The following is a 22891-nucleotide window of genomic DNA, read 5'->3' on the forward strand; positions in this document are numbered from 1 at the left end:
AGCGGGATTTTTGTTTTTATGATAATTTCGCAATCGCGTTGTTAATTCGTTGTAGTGTATTCTCTTTACCAATCATTGTCATAATATCAAACAAATCAGGTCCTGCTAATTTACCTACAAGACTTAAACGTAATGGTTGCATTACTTTACCAAAACCAATTTCTTTAGCCGTTATCCAACCTTTAATATCAGTTTGAGCATTTTCTATCGTAAAATCTTCAATCTTATCGATAACTGTGGTTAATTCTTGCATTAACTCGCCAGTAGTATCTTTCCATTGTTTTTTTGATGCTTTTTCGTCATATTCTGAAGGATTCACAAAGAAAAAACTTGATAAATCCCAAAAATCAGCAACAAACGTAGCTCTCTCTTTTATTAATGAAACTACTTTTTCAGTAAAAACTGCATCTGTATTGATTCCTTTTTCATTTAGAATAACAGTATATAATTCCGTTAATTCTTTATTTGATTTCTGTTGTAAGTATTGTTGATTAAACCAGTTTGTTTTATCTGGACTAAACTTAGCGCCAGATTTACTAACTCTACTTAAATCGAAAGCTTCAACCAAACCTTCTAAAGAGAATATTTCTTGTTCCGTACCAGGATTCCATCCTAATAAAGCTAACATATTTATAAATGCATCGTTAAAATAACCATCTTCTTTATACCCACGAGAAACATCACCTGTTTGCTCGTTTGTATATTCTAAAGGAAATACAGGAAATCCTAATTTATCGCCATCACGTTTACTTAATTTTCCTTTACCTACTGGTTTTAAAATTAATGGTAAATGTGCAAATTTTGGAGCTTCCCAATCAAATGCACGATATAATAAAGTGTGAAGTGGGAGAGAAGGTAACCATTCTTCACCACGAATAACATGGCTTATTTCCATTAAATGATCATCAACAATATTTGCTAAATGATACGTTGGCATTCCGTCTGACTTAAATAATACTTTATCATCTAACGTATTAGTATCAATTTTAATCGTTCCACGGATTTCGTCTTGTAATAACAAGGTTTCATCTTGCGGGGTTTTAAAACGTACAACATATTTTGTACCTGATGCTAATTTATTTTTTATTTCGTCATCAGAAAGATTCAATGAATTATCTAACGTAGCACGATTGTGCCAATTATAAATAAACGTTTTTCCGTTTTCTTCATCATTCTTTCTTTGTGCATCTAATGCATCTGCTGTATCAAAAGCATAATAAGCCCAGCCTTTTTCAATTAATTCAATTGCATATTTTTTATACAATTCTTTACGTTCTGACTGACGGTATGGTCCGAACTTCTCATTATTTCCTGGTCCTTCATCAAAAGGAATATTACACCATTTTAAAGCATCAATTATATATTGTTCAGCATTTGCTACATAACGAGTTTGGTCGGTATCTTCTATACGTAACACAAAAGTTCCGTTATATTTTTTAGCAAATAAGTAATTGAATAAAGCAGTTCTTACACCACCAATATGTAAAGGTCCTGTTGGGCTAGGAGCAAAGCGTACTCTTACGTTGTCAGTCATTTTTTATTAATTTGAAAGCGCAAAGATAGTTTTAATAAAAAGAGAATAGAAATTAGATAAAAGAAAAAAGAGAAGCTTTTATAAAAGCTTCTCTTTGTAATTAAATATAGTATATGATAGTTTAAAACTTGTGATATAAACCAAAACTAATTGCTGGTGCTTGTGCAACATTTCTACCTGCAAAAGCTCCACCAAAAGCAACGTTTGCTCCAAAATTAGCATTAACTTCTCCTATTAATTTTAATCCGAAGGCTGCATAACTTTGGTTATTAACATACAAACCTGTGTTTAAATTTTCTGATGGTAATACAATATCTCCATTATCTAAAGATGCTACACCATCTAAAAAACCAGCAATCCAAAGCCAGTTTAATGTTTTGTAACCAATCTCACCACCTAATTTATAATTGCTACTATAATCGTTTGTGCGAATATCAAAACCTGTAAAAGCTTGTACGTACCAATTATTAAAACCTCTACCAGCAATAAATAATGGTGTAAAACTCCAAGCATCATAACCTGTTCGTAAACCTGTTACCGCATCATAATTACCTGTATTGGCCTCAACATTTAATTGCCCTGTTAACAACCATTTTTTATTACTAAAGTTATGTTTTATTCCGAATTGAAGGTTACCTAATGAATTATTACTTGGTGCTGATGTTGCATTTGATGATGTTAGTTTAAACGGAAAATTTAAAACTAAAGTTGTTTTGTCTGATATACCGTATTCGGTATATAATTGTAGTGTGTTATCTGAAATTTTTTGACTTAGATTTATTTCTGGACTTCCAAATAGTTTATCATAATTAGAAATCGATGTATATGATAATTGCACATAGGTTTCGTTCTTCTTTTTAGTCCACGGACTTTGAGAAAAAAGGTTAAAAGAAATAAATAATAGTAGTAAAGTAGTTAGTTTTTTCATCCGATAAATAGTTATTAGTAAAGTTTAAAATGAAATTTCAACTGTTTAGTAGTTAAAAATAAATGAATCTTACAGAAACCTTTAACTTAAACTTACTTTTAAATATAGTATTTTTATAGACTGATATGGAGAATTTTAGCAAAATAGAAAAAAAGTTACAACTGTTTAGTAAAAAATACTACACAAATGAATTGATAAAAGGTGTTATTTTATTTATTTCATTAGGTGTTTTATACTTGTTTTTTACCTTATTTATAGAATATTTTTTATGGCTTAAACCTACTGCCCGAACTTTATTATTTTGGTTGTTTTTAGTTGTTGAATTATTTTTGTTTTTCCGTTTTATATGCTTTCCTGTTTTTAAAATTATAGGCTTACAACGAGGAATTTCTTTTGAAGAGTCTTCTAAAATTATTGGAAATCATTTTCCAGAGGTAAAGGATAAGCTTTTAAACATATTACAATTAAAGCAAAATAGTAATCAATCTGATTTATTATTAGCTAGTATAGAACAAAAATCGAATGAGATTCAGCCAATCTCATTTAACAAAGCAGTTAATTTTAACAGCAATATTAAATACTTAAAATACGCTGTGATTCCGGTTTTTATTTGGCTATTATCATTTGTAACAGGAACAACACAAAAGCTATCCGATAGTTTTAATCGTGTAGTAAATCATACGGTTGCTTATAAAGCTCCTGCACCGTTTTATTTTAATTTAACAACCACCGATTTAACCGTTATTAAAGGAAAAGATATTACAATTTATATGCAAACAACGGGAGAAATTATTCCCGAAAATGCAAAAATTCATTTTAATAAACAACAATATTTTTTAAAAAATGAAGGCAATGGTTTGTTTTCATATACATTTATTGAAGTACAAGAACCTATTAATTTTTACGCTAGTGCAAACGGTATAGAATCTATAGCCTTTAATTTAGCTGTTATAAAAACACCTTCTATTCAAAATATTTCATTGAATTTAAAGTATCCTAGTTATACTAAAAAGAAAAACGAGACTATAAATAATACCGGAAACCTAAATGTTCCACAAGGAACAATTGTAGAATGGCAAGTTAAAACAACTGAAACAGATAGTGTTAACTTAGTATTAAATGAAAAACGTTATAATTTTATCAATACTAAAACTGATGAATTTCAACTTAAAAAGCAGGTTAAAAAAGCTACTAATTATAAAATTACCACTTCTAACAGTAGTTTAAAAGATTACGAACAGCTACAATTTTCTATAGCGGTTATTACGGATGAGCATCCTTTAATAAATGTAAATTCTAATATAGATAGTATTGCAAGAGGAAATGCACAGTTTGTTGGACAAATTTCTGATGATTATGGTTTTAATAAATTAGAGTTGGTTTACTACGATAAAAATACTGGTGCTGCTTTAGATTCAAAAAAGATTGCTATAAATAAGAATAATATTCAAACTTTTTTCTTTGAGTTTCCTGGGGATTTAGATCTTAAAAAAGGAGTTGATTATGAACTATATTTTCAGGTATTTGATAACGATGCGGTAAACGGAAATAAAAAAATAAAGAGTCAGAAATTTTCTTATCGACAGAAAACAACCAATGAGATAGAGCAGGAGCTTTTACAAGAACAACGTAATTATATTGATAACTTAGAAAACTCATTACATAAACAAGAACGAAGTAAAAAAGAATTGGAGAAAATTCAATTTGAGCTACAAAATAAGAAAAATGTTAATTGGAATGATCAGAAAAAAATTAAGAATTTAATTAAAAGACAAGATCAGTATAAGCAAATGATGCAACGTCAAACCGAAAATTTGCAAAACAATTTTACTGAGAAGAAAGAAAAAAACGAAAGCTTACAAGAGAAAAAAGAAGCATTAAAACAGCGAATAGAAGAACTTAAAAAGCTAGATAAGCAACAGAAAATATTAGATGAACTAAAAAAATTAGCTGAGAAACTTAACAGGGAAGATTTAATAAAAAAGACAAAAGAACTAGCTGAACAAAACAAACAACAGGAAAGAAGTTTAGAACGTATATTAGAAATGACTAAGCGTTTTTATGTTGAACAGAAAATGCAAAAAGTAGCGGATAATTTAAACGAGTTGTCAAAAAAACAAGATGAATTATCAAAAAAGGAGGCAACAAACGACGAACAAAAGGCAATAAATAAAGAGTTTAAGGAAGCTAAAGAAGAACTTAATGAGTTAAAAAAAGATAATAAAAAATTAAAATCTCCGATGGAAATGCCTTCAATGGAAAAGTTATCTGATGAAACCCAAAAAGAACTTAACAAAGCAGAAGAAAATATAGCAAACAAAAAGCAATCTGAATCAAAAGAAAATCAGAAAAAAGCAGCGAAAAAAATGCAAGAGATGAGTCAGAAGATGCAAGACTCCATGCAAGAAATGAGTGCTGATATGGAGGAAGAAAACATGGAAGGTTTGCGCCAGGTTTTAGAAAACTTAATTACATTTTCTTTTGATCAAGAAGCATTAATGAATGTGTTTTCATCAACCAATTCATCACATCCAAACTTTGGTAAAAACCTACAAAAGCAATATTTACTTAAGAGTTATTTTGAACATATAGACGATAGCTTATTTGTTTTATCAATGAAAAACCCTAAAATATCATCTAAAGTACAAGAACAACTTTCGTTAGCACATTACAATTTAAGTGAATCTTTAGAGAATTTTGCCGATAATAAATTTCAAAACGGAATAACAAATCAGCGTTATATAATGACATCTGCAAACACTTTAGCAGATATGTTAAGCAATACGCTAGATGCTATGCAAAACCCAAAACCTGGTAGCGGAAAAGGGAAAGGAAAAGGGAAATCTTTTAGCTTGCCAGACATTATTAAAAAGCAAAGTGATTTAATGAAGAAGATGCAAGAGGGTATACAGAAGAAAGAAGGCGGTAAACCTAAAGATGGAAAAGACGGTAAAAAAGGTGGGGAGAAAGGAAAAAAAGAAGGTGAGAGCGGTGAGCAAGGAGAAGGTTTAAATGGTGACTTGTATGAAATATATAAACAACAATCGGAATTAAGACAGCAATTAGAAGATGCCATTGGTCAAGGCAAAAGCGGTAATGGTAAAGCCAAAAAAGCGCTTAAGGAAATGGAACAATTAGAGAACGATATTTTAGAAAAAGGTTTTACTCAGCAAAGCATTAACCGAATGCAACAATTAAACTATGAATTGCTAAAATTAGAGAAGGCTACATTCGAACAAAATCGTGATAAAAAACGTAAATCAAATACCAATTTACAAGAGTATAATAAAGAAAGGGCTAAGGAATTAAAGTTTAAGAAGTTGTTCTATAACCAAACAGAGATATTAAACAGACAATCATTACCTTTGCGCCCTGATTATAAAAAGAAGGTTCAAGAGTATTTTAACCTTCCTAAAAACAACAAGTAATAGATTTAAATTATTTTTATTACAACATAAATTAAAGAATGATTGTATTTAATTACGAAACCGAATTTCAATTAGAAAATGAAGATAAAACTTCTAAGTGGATTCAGAACTGTATAGAGAAAGAAGAATTTGAATTAGGAGAAATCAACTATGTATTTTGTGATGACACTTATTTACATAAAATGAACGTTGAATTTTTACAACACGACACCTTAACCGACATCATTAGTTTTGATTATACGTTAGGTAAGTTAGTAGGAGGAGACATCTTTATTTCTATCGAACGAGTAAAAGAAAATGCAAAAGAGTTTAATGTTTTATTTGAAAACGAACTGCATCGAGTTATTATTCATGGTGTTTTACATTACATGAAATACAAGGATAAAACTGATGAAGAGAAACAAATAATGGGTAGTAAAGAAAACGATTCTTTAAAAATTTTAAACGAAAACTAAAATCGTTCCACGTGGAACAGCATATAAAAATGAGTTTATTTAATACAACATACGATGTAATTGTAGTAGGTGGTGGACACGCTGGTAGTGAAGCTGCAGCAGCAAGTGCCAACATGGGTGCACATACATTATTAATAACAATGAACCTTCAGAATATAGCTCAAATGAGTTGTAATCCGGCAATGGGTGGTATTGCTAAGGGACAAATAGTTCGTGAAATTGATGCATTAGGTGGTTACAGTGCTATTGTAACCGACAAGACTGCTATTCAGTTTAAGATGCTTAATAAATCTAAAGGACCTGCAATGTGGAGTCCGAGAGCACAGTCAGACAGAATGCAATTTGCAGAGTGCTGGAGAAATATGTTAGAGAAAACTGATAATTTAGATTTTTATCAGGACTCTGTTAACGGATTAATTTTTGATGACAATAAAATCGTTGGTGTAAAAACAGCTTTAGGATTAGAAATAAAAGCTAAGACTGTTATTATTACAGCAGGTACTTTTTTAAATGGATTGATTCACATAGGTGAAAAAACATTTGGTGGTGGTAGAGCAGGTGAGGGAGCATCAACAGGAATAACGGAAGATTTAATTGCTAAAGGATTTGAATCAGGAAGAATGAAAACAGGAACTCCTCCAAGAGTTGATGCTCGTTCTTTAGATTTCTCTAAGATGACTGAACAACCTGGTGATGAAAACCCAGAAAAGTTTTCTTATTTACCAATTACCGAAAAACTTGTAGAACAACGTTCTTGTTATTTAACTCATACAAATCAAAAAGTACACGATGTTCTACGTGCCGGTTTTGATCGTTCACCAATGTTTAATGGTAGAATTAAATCTACCGGACCACGTTATTGTCCGTCAGTAGAAGATAAGATTGATCGTTTTGCAGACAAAGATCGTCATCAAGTTTTTGTTGAACCAGAAGGATGGAATACCGTTGAAATTTATGTAAACGGATTTTCTACTTCTATGCCAGAAGATATACAAGACGAAGCAATTCGTCATATTCCTGGATTTGAAAATGTAAAATTCTTACGTTTTGGATATGCAATTGAATATGATTTCTTTCAGCCAACACAATTAAAACATAGTTTAGAAACTAAGTTAATCGAGAATTTATTCTTCGCTGGTCAAATTAACGGAACAACAGGTTATGAAGAAGCAGCTGCACAAGGTTTAATGGCTGGTGTAAATGCAGCGTTAAAAACGCAGAATAAAGAACCTTTTATATTAAAAAGGAGTGAAGCTTATATTGGTGTTTTAATTGATGACTTAATTACCAAAGGAACAGAAGAACCATATAGAATGTTTACTTCTCGTGCTGAATACAGAACTTTATTAAGACAAGATAATGCCGATTTAAGATTAACCCCAATCGGTCATAAATTAGGATTAGCTTCTGATGAAAGATTAGAGAGAGTATTAGAGAAGAAAGAGAAGACAGATAAATTGATTCACTTTATTACAAACTTAAGTGTAAAGAAAGAAGATATAAATCCGATTTTAGAAGATAAGGGATTATCGGTTGTTAATCAAACAATGAAATTAATAAAGATAGCAACACGTCCTCAATTAAGTTTAAATGATTTTAATAGTATTGAAAAATTACATAACTATATTAAAGAAAACGAAATGAATGCTGATGTAATAGAACAGACAGAAATTCATTTAAAATATTCGGGATATATAGATAAAGAAAAGAACAATGCTGATAAACTAAATAGATTAGAGAAAGTTGTAATACCTGCAAATTTCGATTATGATAAAGTACATTCATTATCGATTGAAGCAAGAGAAAAATTAGTAAGTATTCAACCTACTTCAATATCTCAAGCAAGCAGAATAAGCGGTGTTTCGCCAAGTGATATTTCTGTACTTTTAGTTTATATGGGTAGATAACAATATCAATTTAATAATAAAAAGAAAAACGTTCCATGTGGAACGTTTTTCTTTTTTACGTAATTTTGCAATAACATTATAGCATGTTCCACATGGAACATCATAAAAAGAAAAAGAAATTGAATACAGAAAAAGCACTTTACAAAAATCTAACTCCGTTATTAAACTGTATAGATTATACTGTTTCTGATGAGAGTTATGAAGTAATGCATAATAAGGAATATGATATGCTTGTTACTTCACCTGTGCCGGTTAATTTAGAAAGTTATTATGCGAGCGATTCATACATATCTCATACCGATAGTAAGAAAACACTTTTTGACCGCGTATATCAATTAGTAAAAAACCATACCTTAAATCAAAAACTGAAATTGATAAATTCTTTTAATATAAAAGATAAAACCATTTTGGATGTAGGAGCGGGGACAGGCGATTTTTTAAAAGTATGTAAAAATAATGATTGGAAAGTTAATGGAATAGAACCTTCTGATAAAGCAAGAAAATTTGCTGAAGAAAAAAACATCAATCTTAAAAATGATATTTCTGACTATGAAGGAAAACAATTTGATGTAATTACACTTTGGCATGTTCTAGAACATGTACCCAATTTAATAGAATATACGCATCAATTAAAAAAATTACTAAAACCAAATGGTGTTTTAATAATTGCAGTTCCTAATTTTAAAAGTTATGATGCAAACCGTTATAAAGAATTTTGGGCAGCTTATGATGTACCAAGACATTTGTGGCATTTTTCTAAAACGTCTATAAAAAAATTATTTTCTGATATTGAAATGAACGTAGAAAAAATATTACCAATGAAGTTTGATGCTTTTTATGTTTCGCTTTTATCAGAAAAATACAAATCAAAAAAATCAAGGCCAATTCATGCTTTTCTTACTGGTTTAAGATCAAATATAAAAGCAAAAGGAAATGGTGAATATTCTTCCTTGATTTATATCATAAAAAACATTTAAAATGATTTTTAACATCATTTTAATCGATTTAAAACTACAAAACACACGATTACATTACAAAATAAAAAAAACCTCTTAAAATGAATATTTTAAGAGGTTTTTTATCAGTAAAAATTATATTAAAATATAATACAATAATTAAAATTTATTAAAGTCCAAATGCTATAGAAGCAGCAAATACACTATTTTTAGGATTGTTATCTTCGTAGTTATCTGAGCTATCAAAAACACCGTTAAGTCCAAAACCATATCTAGCATTTAAAGAAACATTTTCTGATATTTTAAAACCTAAACCTAGATCTAAAGAATAATCTACTTTATTAAAAACATCTTCATTATCAGAAAAATTTATAGCACCAACTTCTATTTCATCATTTACTAAAAATCCAATTTGTGGACCAGCTTCTAGATAGAATGAATCTGCTAAATAAAATTTTAGCATCACTGGTATATTAATATAATCTAACTGAACTTTACCATCAATTCCGTTAGCTTCATTGTTTACACCTTGTGATGAATACACAACCTCTGGTTGTATGCTAAAACGATCTGTAACCTTAATTTCATTATAAATACCAATATGAAAAGATGTTCTAATACTTTCTGATTCTACTTCATCTTCAAATGATTTATCAAAATTTGTTAGGTTAGATAAGTTTAAACCACCTTTAATTCCAAAATTTTGAGCCTGCGTAGTAGCTGTAATCACTAATACTAGTAACATTATTTTAATCTTCATATAAGTTTATTTTTAAATTCAATACAAATATATATCGATTGATAAAATACATTTAACTGATACCATCTGAATCTTAGCTCATATAATTTGTAAGAATTACTAGCTGTTTAAAAGGTACATACCAGCAATGGTAATCAGAAAGTAAACAGCTAATGTCATAGCACCTGCATAATCTTTCGCTAAGCGTTGACCTATTAGTAAAAAGATTAATGATAATGCTGCAATTTGAACTCCTAATAAAGATAATGCTGTATCACCAGTAGTTATTAAATTAAATACTCCGATAAACATAAAAGCACCTGCAATTAACTCCATCACTAAAATAATAACTAATAAAAGTGGTACTAGATTTTTTAAAGGAGAGTTTTTAAAATGATCTTTAATAAAATTTACATTACCATTCCAATCTGTTACTTTATCAATACCCGATTGTAAGAAAGTAACTATTAAGAAAAGTAGAATTAAAATTTCTGTTGCATTTTGTTGAATAAGTTCCATATTATTGATTTTTAGCAAATATAACTTTAAAAACAAAAATTGTAACATTTTATAAAAATAGAGTCAAATAAACAAAGTAGATATTATTGTATCTTTAACAACAAACTAACTATAAAAATTAAAAAACTATGCCTATTTATTATTATCCAATTATCTTTTTTGGTCTTATATTATTATTTGCTTCATTTTTTACGGTAAAGCAACAAACTGCTGCAATTATTGAGCGTTTTGGTAAATTTCACAGTATTCGTCAGTCTGGCTTACATCTAAAGATTCCTTTAGTAGACAGAATTGCTGGAAAATTAAGTTTAAAAATTCAGCAATTAGATGTAATTATTGAAACAAAAACATTAGATAATGTATTTGTTAAACTAAAAGTTTCTGTTCAATATAAAGTTATAAAAGAAAAAGTAGAAGATGCTTTTTATAAATTAGATTACCCGCATGATCAGATTACCTCTTATGTATTTGATGTTGTTCGTGCAGAAGTGCCTAAGATGATATTAGATGATGTGTTTTTAAAGAAAGATGATATTGCTATTGCTGTAAAATCTGAATTAAATGAAGCAATGATGACGTATGGTTATGATATTATTAAAACCTTAGTTACCGATATTGATCCGGATGCGCAAGTAAAAGAAGCAATGAATAGAATTAATGCTGCCGATAGAGAAAAAACTGCTGCACAGTATGAAGGGGATGCACAACGTATTTTAATTGTAGAACGTGCAAAGGCAGAAGCTGAAAGTAAACGTTTACAAGGACAAGGAATTGCAGATCAACGTAGAGAGATTGCCCGTGGTTTAGAAGAATCTGTAGAAGTACTAAATAAAGTAGGTATAAATAGCCAAGAGGCATCTGCTTTAATCGTCGTAACTCAGCATTACGATACATTACAATCAATTGGACAGGAAACAAACAGTAATTTAATTTTGTTACCAAATTCGCCACAAGCAGGAAGTCAAATGTTAAACGATATGGTAGCTAGTTTTACAGCAAGTAACCAAATAGGTGAAGCAATGAAGAATCCGAAGCCCAAAAAACTTAATTAGATAATAAAAGCTCGATTTGTATAAAACAAATCGAGCTTTTATTTTTATATGATAAAAAGTAATAGATTATTTCTTTTCTTCTACTTTATTTTCTTCTTCATCTTCTTTAGTAGCAGATTTAAACTCTTTAATACCTGTTCCTAAACCTCTCATTAATTCAGGTATTTTACGACCTCCAAATAATAATAATACAACTACAACAATCAATGCTATAGAAGCACCACCTGGTATTGCTAAAAAAATATTTAATGAATTCATTTGTTCTAATTTTTAATGCTACAAAGATACTAAATTAACTTCTCTGTTCAATTACTCCACCAATTACTTTTTTATCTTTAAAAACTTCTGGAGTTCCTTTGTAAAAAATAGAACCACCAAAAGAAACTTTAGCATCTAATGTTTCACCAGCTTGCACTTCTACTTTAGATCCTGAGCCTGCACGTACATAATTTAAATCACTTACAATTAAATTGTACCCGTGATAAATTCCTCCTAAATTAGCTTCTACAGTTTGATTCTTTGTTGTACCTGAAAGCTTAATAACAGCACCTGATACACTTTTTACCATAAGATGCTTAACATCTACAACCATATTGATAAAGGCGCCTTCTTGGGCTTTAATTTCAATTTGTGATTGTTCAATTTTTTTACCAGTTATAGTAGCACCTTCATTAGCATCAATAGTTTCTAATAACGATGCATAATAAAGCGTAATTTTCACTTTACCATCTGCTGTAGTTTCAGGGAAATTTAAAGCTATTTTTAAAGTATTGTTTTTATTTTTAATACTTACTTTATCTGTTTTTTCGCCAGTAACAATAATTTTATTTTCGTCTGATTTAACCAATTCTAAATCGATACCATTGTATACTTTAACTGTAGAGAATTCTCCTAATTGTTTTGTTAAGGTTGTTTGAGCAGATGCTACAATAGGCATCAAAAACAAACATATAAACACTAATTTTTTCATTTTTAATTTTATTAATTAAAAGGTATAATCAAAAATAATACCAATACTATAAAGACGAATATCAAAAATTTATTGTGACAAATTAAAATATTAATTCTGTATTCTTATTTATTTTAATAACTTTTCCTTGCTTTGGCTTGCGTATAGTATTGATAAAACCAAACAATAAAAGAGATAATAATATTCCTCCAGTTGTTAAAGTACCTATTGGTCCTAAAAAATCGGCAATAGCAACAAGTATTTTTTTGATAAATCCTTTTCTTCCAGTAGCTCTAATTTCCTCTCCGCTCTGTAAACTAATAGCAATTTTATACAAAAAAAAGGTTAAAGCACTTATTACTAAAATAGCTATAGATGTTGGTTTTAATTGTTTGATAAGTGAATAATTTTTAACTACAATTTCTTTTAAATTTTCAATTAAAAAAGATTTCACATTTTCATAAACTAGCGATGCTTTAAATTTTAGTTCTAAATCTTCAGTATCATCATCTATAAATTCAACTTCTAATGTAAAATCTGAATCGTTGAATATAAATTCTTTAATATTAGAATATCTATGTATTGAAACATTCGATAGTTTTTTTTGATCAACTAGTTCACTTAAATCAGCTATTTTCGGTTGTTCTGTTAACCAAATAGAATTCTCTTTAGCTATTAAATAATAATTATCAGTTTCGTTTTCGCTAATAATCCAAGTTTTCATATTTTTTTTTAATGCGAAATTAAATGAAAATCTAAATGTTTACGTTCTAAATCGGTGTTTTTAACTTTAACAACAACTTTATCTCCTAATTGAATTATATTTTTTGAAGATTGACCAACAATAGCATATTGCTTTTCATCAAAAATATAGTAATCATCTTTTATATCTCTAATTCTAACCATTCCTTCACATTTGTTGGCAGAAATTTCTACGTAAATTCCCCATTCGGTTACACCAGAAATTACACCTTCAAATTCTTCGTCTTGATGGTCTTTCATATATTTAATCTGCATATATTTTATGCTAGATCGCTCTGCTTTTGCAGCCATTTCTTCCATTTGTGAAGAATGTTTACATTTCACTTCATATTCTTCTGCTTTAGGTGACTTACCACCATCTAAATAATGCTGTAATAAACGGTGTGTCATTACATCTGGATAACGACGAATTGGTGAAGTAAAGTGAGAATAATAATCGAAAGCTAAACCATAATGCCCAATATTTTGAGTGGTATAAGCTGCTTTACTCATAGAACGGATTGCTAAAGTTTCTACCATATTGGCTTCTCCTTTTCCTTGAACATCAGCTAATAACTTATTTAAAGATTGCGATGTTTTTTCTTTAGTTTCTGTATCAATTTTATAACCAAATTTATTAATAATGTTCTGTAAAGAAGCTAATTTATCAATATTTGGTTCATCGTGTGTACGGTAAATAAATGTATTTTTTGTTTCTTTTCCTTTAGAAAAACCTATGAATTCAGCTACTTTTCGGTTTGCTAATAACATAAATTCTTCAATTAATTTATTAGCATCTTTAGATTCTTTAAAGAAAACTCCTATAGGATTTGCCTTTTCATCTAAATCAAACTTCACTTCAACTCTATCAAAAGATATTGCACCAGCTTTCATACGCTTTTTACGCAATTTTTTAGCCAATTGATCTAGTTTTAAAGTAGCTTCTACAATTTCTGGTGTTACTTCATATTCTTTATCTATAATAGAAATATCAAGCGGCATTGTATACGGCTCAACAGTATCAGAAAGTGTACAATTTTCTATGATTGATTGTGCTTCTTCATAGGCAAAACGTTGATCTGAATAGGTAACAGTTCTACCAAACCATTGATTTACAATTTGCGTTTTTTCGTTGATTTCAAAAACAGCAGAAAAAGTTAATTTTTCTTCATTTGGTCGTAAAGAACAAACTCCGTTACTTAACATTTCAGGTAACATTGGTACTACTCTGTCTACTAAATAAACAGATGTTGCGCGATCATATGCTTCATCATCTAAAATAGTTTTTGGTTGTAAATAATGAGAAACATCAGCAATGTGAATTCCTATTTCGTAATTCCCATTTTCTAATTTTGTAAATGACAATGCATCATCAAAATCTTTTGCATCCTTCGGATCTATTGTAAAGGTTAAATCTTTACGCATATCACGACGTTTGGCAATTTCTTCCTCTGTGATTTCTATTGGTAAATTCTCTGCTTCTTTTTCTACTGCTTCATCAAATTCGTATGGTAAACCATATTCTAGTAAAATAGAATGTATTTCGGTTTCATGCTCACCAGGTTTTCCTAAAACTTGCGTTATTTTACCAAACGGATTTTTAGAATTTTCTGGCCAATCGATCATTTGCACAACCACTTTATCGCCATCTTTTGCGCCATTTATTTTGTTTTGAGCAATAAATAAATCCGCAGACATTTTTTGGCTATCTGGTATTACAAATCCAAAATTTTTATTCATCTGTAAAACACCAACAAACTCATTTTTTTTACGTTCGATAATTTCTACTACTTCAGCTTCGTATTTATTAGATCTACGTTTTTGATAAACATAGGCTTTAACCGTATCTTGATGTAATCCTTTTCCTAAATTTATTGATGGAATAAATATATCATTCTCAAAATCATCCGACATAAAATATCCATTTCCATTAGATGTTAAATCTAACGTACCAATATGGTATTTACGATCTTCATTAATTTTATATTTACCTCTATCTATTTCTTTAATTTTCTTATTTCCGATAAGTTCTGCTAATTTTTTAAGTACTTGCGATTTACCATCGGTATCAGAAATTCCCATTTTAGCAGATATCTGCTTATGGTTATATGTTTTTGAATTGTCTTCGTTTAAAATTTTAAATATATTTCTGGTCAAGTCTTTTATTACTCTACCTTTTTTCTTGTATATTTTTTTCTTTCTAGTCATTAATCTTCTGCTTGTTTTATTGTTACCAAAGTACAAATAAATTTAGGTTTTGTTTATTAAAAAAGTGTTACCAATCTATTTTGTATTTTGGCTTAATTATATTTTATTATTTATGATAAATTCTTGGTTTGTTATTGCAAATCCTTTTTCAGGAAATAAAAAACTTTCTAAAAATTGGAAAGAGATTGAGCAATTGTTAAACGAAAGAAATATCGATTTTTCTTATGCTTTTACAGCGTATTCTAAACACGAAATTGAATTGGTACACACTGCTATTCAACAAGGTTATAGAAATATAATTTCCGTTGGTGGAGATGGTACACTACATCATGTAGTAAACGGAATTATGACGCAAAGATATGTAAAAACTTCTGATATTACAGTGGCAGTGATTCCTTTAGGTACAGGAAACGATTGGATTAAGACTTGTAGCATACCAAATAACATAAAATTAGCCATAGATTTAATTTACCAACAAAAAACAATTTTACAAGATATTGGCTATTTAGAACTAACAAATACTACTGCTTTCTTTAATAATGTTGCAGGAATTGGTTATGATGGTTATGTTGTTAATAAGTTGAATACACTTAAAAGATTCGGTCCTTTAGCCTATCTTTTAAGTGGTATTGCTGGTTTATTATTCTACAAAAAAACTTCTTTTACTATTGAAGTTAATAATAAAGTAATTGAAACAAAATGCTTAATGACTTTATTCGGAATTTGTAAATATTCAGCAGGAGGAATGCAATTAACTAAATATAAGGATATTACAGATGGGCTATTTGATATAACCATTGCTAAAAATTTATCTCTTTTAGATTTAATTGTAAATATTAAAAAATTATATAACGGCTTAATTGTAAATCATAAGAAGGTAGAAACACACTTATCTAATACATTGTTAATAACTCCGTCTTCTCTTAAAAACCCCATGTTTATTCAGGCTGATGGGGAATTAATAGGTACCGGAAAAGTAACTGCAACTATATTACCAAAAGCTATACAATTTATAATTTCTTAAAAAGTTAAAAAAATCTTAATAAAATTGTAACATTTCACAAATTATTACGTCTTTATAATAAGAAGTTACTAATAATGAAAAACTTACGTAAAATAATAGGTTTATTTATATTCATATTTGTTACAGGTATTATAGTTACCGTAATAAGTATTAATACTACTTTAAATGAAAAACCTACTACAAATTTAGTTAAAGCTAAAGACACTATCTACCTTATTAAAAAAGGGAGTAGAACAGTATAATAAGTACTTTTTCTATTTTATTCTTATTTATCAACATCACTAGTTTTATATATTATTTTAAAAGAAATTTATTCTTTTAAATAAACACATCCTTAATTTTAAAGAATTTCAAAACTTCCATTTTTTTAAATTTAAGGTTATTAACATATATAATATTATATATAAAGAATTTTTAAAATTTAAAAAAAGAAATGATTGTTATTATAGTGTGTTAATATGTGGCATAAATAAATGATTAAATTTTTGTGAGTATCAGTTATTAAATAAAATAAACATGTTATTAGCTTAATAAAATGTTTAAAATCAATTAGAAAACATAGTTATTAACAAAACTTATAAACAACTATTAACTGTTAATTATGAATACTTAATTTTATTTACATTGTAAACAACAGGTTAATTTTATGTTGATAAATGTTTATTAGAAACTCATAAAAAAAGTTGTGTATGTAATAGTAGTTCTTGTATTGTAAAAAAAATGTAATAAATCAAATAAACTTTTTAAAATATACCATTACTTCTTAACAATTAACTAACATTACTCAAGTACTTAAAAACTAATCACTTATTAAGAATACTTAAAAAAGCATTGTTAATTACTGTTGATAACCCTGAATATCTGTATTTTTGTAACACACAACTAAATTAAAATCAACAAATTATGACAATTGCCATCGGAAATGACCATGCAGGTACCGAGTATAAATTCGAAATTATTACTCTTTTAGAAGAATTAGGACATAAGGTTATTAATTTTGGGACTAATGATACTAATAGTATGGATTATCCTGATGCTATTCATCCAACAGCAGAAGCCGTAGAAACTGAACAAGCTGAAATGGGTATTATTTTATGCGGAAGTGGTAATGGTGCTCAAATGACAGCTAATAAACACCAAGGTGTTCGTGCTGCTTTATGTTGGAATAATGAATTGGTAATATTAACACGTCAACACAACAATGCTAATATTTTAACAATTCCGGCTCGTTTTATATCATTACAACAAGCATTGGGTTTTGTAAAGTTATTTTTAAGTACAGAATTTGAAGGAGGACGTCATGCAGATAGAGTTAATAAAATAGCTAATAATTGTTAATGGATTTTAAAGTAAAAAATTTTAAAGAATTAACAACTTCAGAACTGTATGAAATACTTCAATTACGTTCTGAAGTTTTTGTGGTAGAACAAGATTGTGTATATCAAGATATTGATTTTAAAGATCAAAAAGCATTGCATGTTTTAGGTTTAAAAGATGATAAAATAATAGCGTACACTCGTTTGTTTGATAGTAAGCAATATTTTGATACTCCTAGTATTGGTAGAGTAATTGTAAAAGATACCGAACGTAAATTTGGCTATGGACACGATTTAATAAAAGCATCAATACAAGCTATTGTTAATAACTACGAAGAAAGAATAATTACGATTTCGGCACAAACTTATTTACAGAAATTTTACGAATCTCACGGTTTTAAACAAATAGGTGAAGGGTATTTAGAAGACGGAATTCCGCATATTAAAATGGTGAGAGCTTAATAGCGTAGTTATAGCAATTCAGTAACTTCAATTACAGCACCAGGTTTCATATTATTTAATAAAATATCACCAATACGCACTCTAACTAAACGTAATGTAGGAAAACCAACGGCAGCTGTCATTTTACGAACTTGCCTAAATTTACCTTCTGTTATTATAATTGATACCCAACTTGTTGGTCCATGACGTTCATCACGAATTTTTTGTGATCTATTATCAAAATTAGGAGTATCTATTAAAAAAGCTTTTCCGGGTAAAGTCATATATTTTTTACCATCAAAACCAATTTCTACACCTTCTTTTAATTTATCTATAGCTTCTTGCGTAATAAGACCATCTACTTGAACATAATATTCTTTTTCTACTTTTTTACTGCGTACTTGTGCACTTACTTTACCATTGGTAGTTAAAAATAACAAGCCTTCAGAGGCAACATCTAAACGACCAATTGCCATTGTTTCTTCAGGAAAACTAAAATTTAACGCTCCTAATAATTTTTTCTTTCTTCTTGTTTGATTGTTAATAAACTGCGAAAGAAAACCATACGGTTTATGAATTATAAAATGTCGGTGTTCCATATTTATAAAGTACTAATAGTTACATAAAAATACTCTTTACCAGTACTAATTCTCATATTTTTTTCTGAATATTCTTGAGTTTCAAGCAACGGATATTGAGTTATAGGTTCTATACAAACCATGTTGTTAACTTCTGTCCACAACATAAAATTATTAAAGTTTTTGGTAGTTATTTTTACGTTAGGTAATTCATTTTTTATCAAAATGATTTCATCAGTATTTAAAACCTTATAAGCAGCTGATCCTACATTTAAAATATCTTTTAAAGTAATTTCTTTGTCTGCCGTTTTTATAATTTCAGTATCAAAACCAGTTAGTTTAAAACTAGGATGATACCCTAACATATAAGGCATTCCTTTTTCTGAAGTAATTTCAAAATCTATTTTTAAAGTGTTTTTTGATACTGAAATTATTTTTCTAAAAATAAAATCATAAGGCCAAAACAACTTTTCTTGCGTAGATTTTTTAGGAAATTTAGCATTATTTATTAGTGTATTTTTTACATATTTTTTTTCAAAAATAGCCGTAGTAGTATCCGAAGAAATAAGATGATAATCAAGTTCTCTTAATAACCCATGCTGATCTTGCTTAGCAATACCATTTGGTGTTTCAATACTATAATTATTAATTTTTGTAGGTCCAATTACAGGAAACATTTCAATGTCCGTAGCATTCCAACCAGGTGCATCTTTACAATGCATAATTTCTTCTTTATCAACAATAAAACTAATAACTTCACCTTTACTTATAGTAACGTTACAATTTGCATTTTTTAAAAGAATAGTTGTACTCATTTGGGTAAAAATTAATAAAAAACAATATTACAAAATGTAGCCTAAAAAAGATGGTAAAATAAAGGTAGTTTTTCATAACTTAGCCACTCTTATTTTTAATATAATTAGAACGATTTATGGCAGCAGATAAAGAAAAAGAAGCGAAATTAAAAGCATTGCAACTTACCCTTGATAAGTTAGATAAAACATACGGAAAAGGGTCTGTAATGAAATTAGGAGATAGCCAAGTTGAAGATATTGAGGCAATTTCATCAGGATCTTTAGGATTAGATTTAGCTTTAGGTGTAGGTGGATATCCTCGTGGAAGAGTTATAGAAATTTACGGACCAGAATCGTCAGGTAAAACAACCTTAACATTACATGCAATTGCAGAAGCGCAAAAAGCAGGTGGTATTGCAGCTTTTATTGATGCAGAACACGCTTTTGATCGTTTTTATGCAGAAAGCTTAGGAATAGATACAGATAATTTAATTATTTCTCAACCAGATCATGGTGAGCAAGCATTAGAAATTGCCGATAATTTAATTCGCTCAGGAGCTATTGATATTGTAGTAATTGATTCAGTTGCAGCATTAACACCAAAATCTGAGATTGAAGGTGAAATGGGAGATTCTAAAATGGGATTACATGCCCGTTTAATGTCGCAAGCATTGCGTAAATTAACAGGTACTATTAGTAAAACAAAATGTACTGTTATATTTATTAACCAGTTACGTGAAAAAATTGGTGTAATGTTCGGTAACCCAGAAACTACAACGGGTGGTAATGCATTAAAATTTTATGCATCTGTTCGTTTAGATATTCGTCGTAGAACACAAATTAAAGATGGCGATAGAGTTATTGGTAACAGTACCAAAGTAAAAGTAGTAAAGAATAAAGTAGCACCACCATTTCAAATTGCAGAATTTGATATTATGTATGGTAAAGGAATCTCTAAAGTTGGTGAGGTTTTAGATATTGGTGTAGAATACGGAATTATAAAGAAAAGTGGTTCATGGTTTAGCTATGGAGATACAAAATTAGGCCAGGGTAGAGATGCTGTTAAAGGCCTAATTAAAGATAATCCTGAATTAATGGACGAACTTGAAGGAAAAATAAAAGATGCTATTGAAAATCAAGAATAAGTTTTAAATTAAAAGGTTTATTTATTAAAAAGCTGTTGAGAAATCAACAGCTTTTTTTGTACCTTAAAGTTTGTCAATTTAAGACAAAAGTTACACTAAAAATTCATTTTATATTTGTTACATGGATACTAAAGAATATTATTTAAACCGTTTACAACAAGTAGTATCCTACTTAAGAACCAAATACAATCAAAAAATTCTGATAGAAGATTTAGAAGAATTATCTAACTTTTCATACAGAAATTTACAACGTATTTTTAAAGCACATTATAACGAAACTATAGGAGCTTATGTTACAAGATTAAAAGTAGAAAATAGCGCAAAAATGTTATTATTTACAAATGATGAAATAAAAAATATTGCTGATAATATTGGCTATTCAGATGTACAATCATACACTAAATCATTTAAAAAACACTTTGGTATTTCCCCTGCCATTTACCGAAATAAAAAAGAACAAATATTACAAAAAAAGAATAATAAAAAACATACAATTATGCCTTTTTTTGAAGATAAAATTACTGTATTAGAATCTAAAAAAGTATTGTATAAAACATATAAAGGAGATTATTGCCATCATAAAATTGATGAAGTTTGGGATAACTTATTAGCGGAAGCGTCAGCAGTAAAGATTAATACTGATGAAGCTATTTCTTTCGGAATAATATGGGATGAGCCTATTATTTCTGAAAGTATAATATATAATTATGATGCTTGTTTGGTTATAAATAATACAAGTGAAATTTTAAACAAAAAATTTAAAGTAAAAACAATTTCTGAACAAAAATATGCTGTTTTTACTCATATTGGTAATTATAAATCTATCAGTAAAACATACGATAAAATTTTTAGTAATTGGATTTTTACTTCTGACAAAGAAATATCTGAAAAACCCTTTTTAGAGTTTTACACAAAACATGAAAGTCATACAGATGACCAAAATGAATATGAAACAGAAATTTATGTACCTTTAAAAGGTTGATTTTTAAATCGATATTAAAATGAAAAAAATGAAACTATTAATTATGTTACTTAGTGTAGTTTTTACTACAAATTCATGTTCTAGCGAACATGAAATAAATATATCTAATATAAAAATAAGTACACAAAAATTATACTATAACGCTAAAGTTTTTACAGTTGATTCTAAAAAACCTTGGGCAGAAGCATTGTTAATAGATAAAAATAAAATAATTTTTGTAGGTTCTAATATAGCAGCAGAAAAAGCGGCAGACGACAATGTAATAAAAATTGATTTAAAAGGTAAAATAATTTTACCAGGTTTTCATGATGTACATATGCATCCGATGGAAGTAGGAGCTACAACAACAGTTTTTACTTTAAATGAAGAAGAAACCAATGCCGAAAATTATATTTCAGCAATTAAAACAGCAGCAAACCAAAACCCTAATTTTGAATGGATTATTGGCTTCGGACACTCAATAAATACACTTTTAGAAGCAACAAGAAATCCGTTAGAAATTATTAATGAAGCCGTTTCTGATCGACCTGTAATTATTATGGAGCAAACATCACATTCTATGTGGATAAATTCAAAAGGATTAGAATTGGCAGGTATAACCGCAACAACAGAAAATCCGCAAGGCGGAATCATCATAAAAGAAGCTGGTGTTTTACAAGGTATTTTAATTGATAATGCAGGCGATGTTGTTTTTCAACAAGCTGTAGCCGCTCTAAACGATGCTGATGGAGAGTATAACGGAATGGTTGAGTATGTATTACCTGAACTTGCAAAACACGGAATTACATCAGTTTCTGATGCAAGAACCTATTGGAAGAGAGACCAACATAAAACATGGAAAAATTTAGCAGACGATGATAAATTAACTGCACGTTTTAATTTAGGTTTATGGGCATATCCAACGGAAGCTGATGCAAGTCAAATAGCATCATTAAAATCGTTATTTTCTAATGATAATGACAGTTTCTTAAAAATAAATCAAATAAAATTATATGCAGATGGTATAACGCATAACACAACTGCTGCATTGCATTCTAATTATAAAGAAGATTATTTTCATCAACCAACAAATAACGGGCTGAATTATTTTACAGAAACTAGAATTGCTAAATACATTGCTGAATTAGAAGGCACTGGTTTCGATTTTCATATTCATGCAATTGGAAATCGTGGTGTAACAGAAGCTTTAAATGCA

General features: G+C 28.8%; 22 protein-coding genes. 12 read left to right on the forward strand and 10 right to left on the reverse strand.

The features are described 5' to 3' along the window. Window positions 1-16: 16 nt before the first annotated feature. Both gltX and P2G10_RS02885 read right to left on the reverse strand, forming a co-directional pair. Window positions 17-1534 carry a glutamate--tRNA ligase gene (gene gltX, locus P2G10_RS02880; RefSeq protein WP_218771829.1) on the reverse strand — a complete coding sequence of 506 codons (1518 nt, stop codon included), beginning with the start codon at window positions 1532-1534 and terminating at the stop codon, window positions 17-19. 121 nt (window positions 1535-1655) lie between these two features. Further along, on the reverse strand, window positions 1656-2462 hold the full coding sequence (locus tag P2G10_RS02885) for a hypothetical protein (protein ID WP_218771830.1): 807 nt from the start codon (window positions 2460-2462) through the stop codon (window positions 1656-1658). 125 nt (window positions 2463-2587) lie between these two features. Here P2G10_RS02885 and P2G10_RS02890 point away from each other — a divergent pair, with 125 nt between their 5' ends. The 4 genes from P2G10_RS02890 (at window position 2588) to P2G10_RS02905 (ending at window position 9229) form a co-directional block, all read left to right on the forward strand. Beyond that, window positions 2588-5890 (forward strand): DUF4175 family protein, encoded by a 3303-nt coding sequence (locus P2G10_RS02890; protein WP_275315130.1) that lies wholly within the window; start codon window positions 2588-2590, stop codon window positions 5888-5890. Window positions 5891-5928: 38 nt separating this feature from the next. Continuing rightward, window positions 5929-6345, forward strand: coding sequence for an rRNA maturation RNase YbeY (gene ybeY, locus P2G10_RS02895; RefSeq protein WP_275315131.1), 417 nt, complete (start codon window positions 5929-5931; stop codon window positions 6343-6345). Between the two features lie 29 nt (window positions 6346-6374). Next, a complete protein-coding gene (mnmG, locus tag P2G10_RS02900) occupies window positions 6375-8252 on the forward strand; it encodes a tRNA uridine-5-carboxymethylaminomethyl(34) synthesis enzyme MnmG (protein ID WP_275315147.1) in 1878 nt (625 codons plus the stop codon). A gap of 92 nt (window positions 8253-8344) precedes the next feature. Then, window positions 8345-9229 (forward strand): class I SAM-dependent methyltransferase, encoded by an 885-nt coding sequence (locus P2G10_RS02905; protein ID WP_275315132.1) that lies wholly within the window; start codon window positions 8345-8347, stop codon window positions 9227-9229. 148 nt (window positions 9230-9377) lie between these two features. Here P2G10_RS02905 and P2G10_RS02910 read toward each other — a convergent pair whose 3' ends face one another. Continuing rightward, window positions 9378-9968 (reverse strand): porin family protein, encoded by a 591-nt coding sequence (locus P2G10_RS02910; protein ID WP_275315133.1) that lies wholly within the window; start codon window positions 9966-9968, stop codon window positions 9378-9380. Window positions 9969-10067: 99 nt separating this feature from the next. Next, on the reverse strand, window positions 10068-10466 hold the full coding sequence (locus P2G10_RS02915) for a DoxX family protein (RefSeq protein WP_275315134.1): 399 nt from the start codon (window positions 10464-10466) through the stop codon (window positions 10068-10070). 128 nt (window positions 10467-10594) lie between these two features. Between P2G10_RS02915 and P2G10_RS02920 the strand changes: the two genes are divergently transcribed. Beyond that, window positions 10595-11518 carry an SPFH domain-containing protein gene (locus P2G10_RS02920; RefSeq protein ID WP_275315135.1) on the forward strand — a complete coding sequence of 308 codons (924 nt, stop codon included), beginning with the start codon at window positions 10595-10597 and terminating at the stop codon, window positions 11516-11518. Window positions 11519-11584: 66 nt separating this feature from the next. On the opposite strand, the gene tatA is transcribed toward P2G10_RS02920, so the two are convergent. From tatA to rnr, 4 genes are all read right to left on the reverse strand, one after another. Further along, window positions 11585-11776 carry a twin-arginine translocase TatA/TatE family subunit gene (gene tatA / locus P2G10_RS02925; RefSeq protein WP_275315136.1) on the reverse strand — a complete coding sequence of 64 codons (192 nt, stop codon included), beginning with the start codon at window positions 11774-11776 and terminating at the stop codon, window positions 11585-11587. Between the two features lie 34 nt (window positions 11777-11810). Continuing rightward, window positions 11811-12488, reverse strand: a complete 678-nt coding sequence (locus P2G10_RS02930) for a head GIN domain-containing protein (RefSeq protein WP_275315137.1) — start codon at window positions 12486-12488, stop codon at window positions 11811-11813. A gap of 82 nt (window positions 12489-12570) precedes the next feature. Then, window positions 12571-13191, reverse strand: coding sequence for a hypothetical protein (locus P2G10_RS02935; protein ID WP_275315138.1), 621 nt, complete (start codon window positions 13189-13191; stop codon window positions 12571-12573). Between the two features lie 8 nt (window positions 13192-13199). After that, window positions 13200-15416, reverse strand: coding sequence for a ribonuclease R (rnr, locus tag P2G10_RS02940; RefSeq protein ID WP_275315139.1), 2217 nt, complete (start codon window positions 15414-15416; stop codon window positions 13200-13202). Window positions 15417-15528: 112 nt separating this feature from the next. Here rnr and P2G10_RS02945 point away from each other — a divergent pair, with 112 nt between their 5' ends. From P2G10_RS02945 to P2G10_RS02960, 4 genes are all read left to right on the forward strand, one after another. Continuing rightward, window positions 15529-16440: a diacylglycerol/lipid kinase family protein gene (locus P2G10_RS02945; protein WP_275315140.1), complete on the forward strand. Its 912-nt coding sequence runs from the start codon at window positions 15529-15531 to the stop codon at window positions 16438-16440. A 74-nt stretch (window positions 16441-16514) separates the two neighbouring features. Further along, complete coding sequence (locus P2G10_RS02950) at window positions 16515-16682, forward strand: hypothetical protein (RefSeq protein ID WP_218771841.1); 168 nt, start codon at window positions 16515-16517, stop codon at window positions 16680-16682. Between the two features lie 661 nt (window positions 16683-17343). Next, the gene (gene rpiB, locus P2G10_RS02955) at window positions 17344-17778 is read left to right on the forward strand and encodes a ribose 5-phosphate isomerase B (protein ID WP_275315141.1); all 435 of its coding nucleotides are present in this window, start codon (window positions 17344-17346) and stop codon (window positions 17776-17778) included. Next, window positions 17778-18218: a GNAT family N-acetyltransferase gene (locus tag P2G10_RS02960; RefSeq protein ID WP_218771843.1), complete on the forward strand. Its 441-nt coding sequence runs from the start codon at window positions 17778-17780 to the stop codon at window positions 18216-18218. The genes rpiB and P2G10_RS02960 overlap by 1 nt, the downstream gene beginning before the upstream one ends. Before the next feature lie 8 nt (window positions 18219-18226). On the opposite strand, the gene P2G10_RS02965 is transcribed toward P2G10_RS02960, so the two are convergent. Together P2G10_RS02965 and P2G10_RS02970 are read right to left on the reverse strand one after the other, a co-directional pair. Then, window positions 18227-18796, reverse strand: coding sequence for a pseudouridine synthase (locus P2G10_RS02965; RefSeq protein ID WP_218771844.1), 570 nt, complete (start codon window positions 18794-18796; stop codon window positions 18227-18229). A 2-nt stretch (window positions 18797-18798) separates the two neighbouring features. Then, window positions 18799-19590: an aldose epimerase family protein gene (locus P2G10_RS02970; protein ID WP_275315142.1), complete on the reverse strand. Its 792-nt coding sequence runs from the start codon at window positions 19588-19590 to the stop codon at window positions 18799-18801. Window positions 19591-19706: 116 nt separating this feature from the next. Here P2G10_RS02970 and recA point away from each other — a divergent pair, with 116 nt between their 5' ends. From recA to P2G10_RS02985, 3 genes are all read left to right on the forward strand, one after another. Next, on the forward strand, window positions 19707-20714 hold the full coding sequence (gene recA / locus P2G10_RS02975) for a recombinase RecA (RefSeq protein ID WP_218771846.1): 1008 nt from the start codon (window positions 19707-19709) through the stop codon (window positions 20712-20714). A gap of 121 nt (window positions 20715-20835) precedes the next feature. Further along, on the forward strand, window positions 20836-21696 hold the full coding sequence (locus P2G10_RS02980) for an AraC family transcriptional regulator (RefSeq protein ID WP_275315143.1): 861 nt from the start codon (window positions 20836-20838) through the stop codon (window positions 21694-21696). A 28-nt stretch (window positions 21697-21724) separates the two neighbouring features. Then, the coding region (locus tag P2G10_RS02985) for an amidohydrolase (RefSeq protein ID WP_275315144.1) at window positions 21725-22891 on the forward strand (1167 nt) is incomplete at its 3' end.

Source organism: Tenacibaculum bernardetii (genome assembly GCF_029125915.1).
In the GTDB taxonomy this organism is placed as follows: Bacteria; Bacteroidota; Bacteroidia; order Flavobacteriales; family Flavobacteriaceae; genus Polaribacter; species Polaribacter bernardetii.

Coding starts and splice junctions, on each gene's coding strand:
- gltX (WP_218771829.1), bottom strand. CDS start 1,534: ATGACTGACAACGTAAGAGTACGCTTTGCTCCTAGCCCAACAGGACCT.
- P2G10_RS02885 (WP_218771830.1), bottom strand. CDS start 2,462: ATGAAAAAACTAACTACTTTACTACTATTATTTATTTCTTTTAACCTT.
- P2G10_RS02890 (WP_275315130.1), top strand. CDS start 2,588: ATGGAGAATTTTAGCAAAATAGAAAAAAAGTTACAACTGTTTAGTAAA.
- ybeY (WP_275315131.1), top strand. CDS start 5,929: ATGATTGTATTTAATTACGAAACCGAATTTCAATTAGAAAATGAAGAT.
- mnmG (WP_275315147.1), top strand. CDS start 6,375: ATGAGTTTATTTAATACAACATACGATGTAATTGTAGTAGGTGGTGGA.
- P2G10_RS02905 (WP_275315132.1), top strand. CDS start 8,345: ATGGAACATCATAAAAAGAAAAAGAAATTGAATACAGAAAAAGCACTT.
- P2G10_RS02910 (WP_275315133.1), bottom strand. CDS start 9,968: ATGAAGATTAAAATAATGTTACTAGTATTAGTGATTACAGCTACTACG.
- P2G10_RS02915 (WP_275315134.1), bottom strand. CDS start 10,466: ATGGAACTTATTCAACAAAATGCAACAGAAATTTTAATTCTACTTTTC.
- P2G10_RS02920 (WP_275315135.1), top strand. CDS start 10,595: ATGCCTATTTATTATTATCCAATTATCTTTTTTGGTCTTATATTATTA.
- tatA (WP_275315136.1), bottom strand. CDS start 11,776: ATGAATTCATTAAATATTTTTTTAGCAATACCAGGTGGTGCTTCTATA.
- P2G10_RS02930 (WP_275315137.1), bottom strand. CDS start 12,488: ATGAAAAAATTAGTGTTTATATGTTTGTTTTTGATGCCTATTGTAGCA.
- P2G10_RS02935 (WP_275315138.1), bottom strand. CDS start 13,191: ATGAAAACTTGGATTATTAGCGAAAACGAAACTGATAATTATTATTTA.
- rnr (WP_275315139.1), bottom strand. CDS start 15,416: ATGACTAGAAAGAAAAAAATATACAAGAAAAAAGGTAGAGTAATAAAA.
- P2G10_RS02945 (WP_275315140.1), top strand. CDS start 15,529: ATGATAAATTCTTGGTTTGTTATTGCAAATCCTTTTTCAGGAAATAAA.
- P2G10_RS02950 (WP_218771841.1), top strand. CDS start 16,515: ATGAAAAACTTACGTAAAATAATAGGTTTATTTATATTCATATTTGTT.
- rpiB (WP_275315141.1), top strand. CDS start 17,344: ATGACAATTGCCATCGGAAATGACCATGCAGGTACCGAGTATAAATTC.
- P2G10_RS02960 (WP_218771843.1), top strand. CDS start 17,778: ATGGATTTTAAAGTAAAAAATTTTAAAGAATTAACAACTTCAGAACTG.
- P2G10_RS02965 (WP_218771844.1), bottom strand. CDS start 18,796: ATGGAACACCGACATTTTATAATTCATAAACCGTATGGTTTTCTTTCG.
- P2G10_RS02970 (WP_275315142.1), bottom strand. CDS start 19,590: ATGAGTACAACTATTCTTTTAAAAAATGCAAATTGTAACGTTACTATA.
- recA (WP_218771846.1), top strand. CDS start 19,707: ATGGCAGCAGATAAAGAAAAAGAAGCGAAATTAAAAGCATTGCAACTT.
- P2G10_RS02980 (WP_275315143.1), top strand. CDS start 20,836: ATGGATACTAAAGAATATTATTTAAACCGTTTACAACAAGTAGTATCC.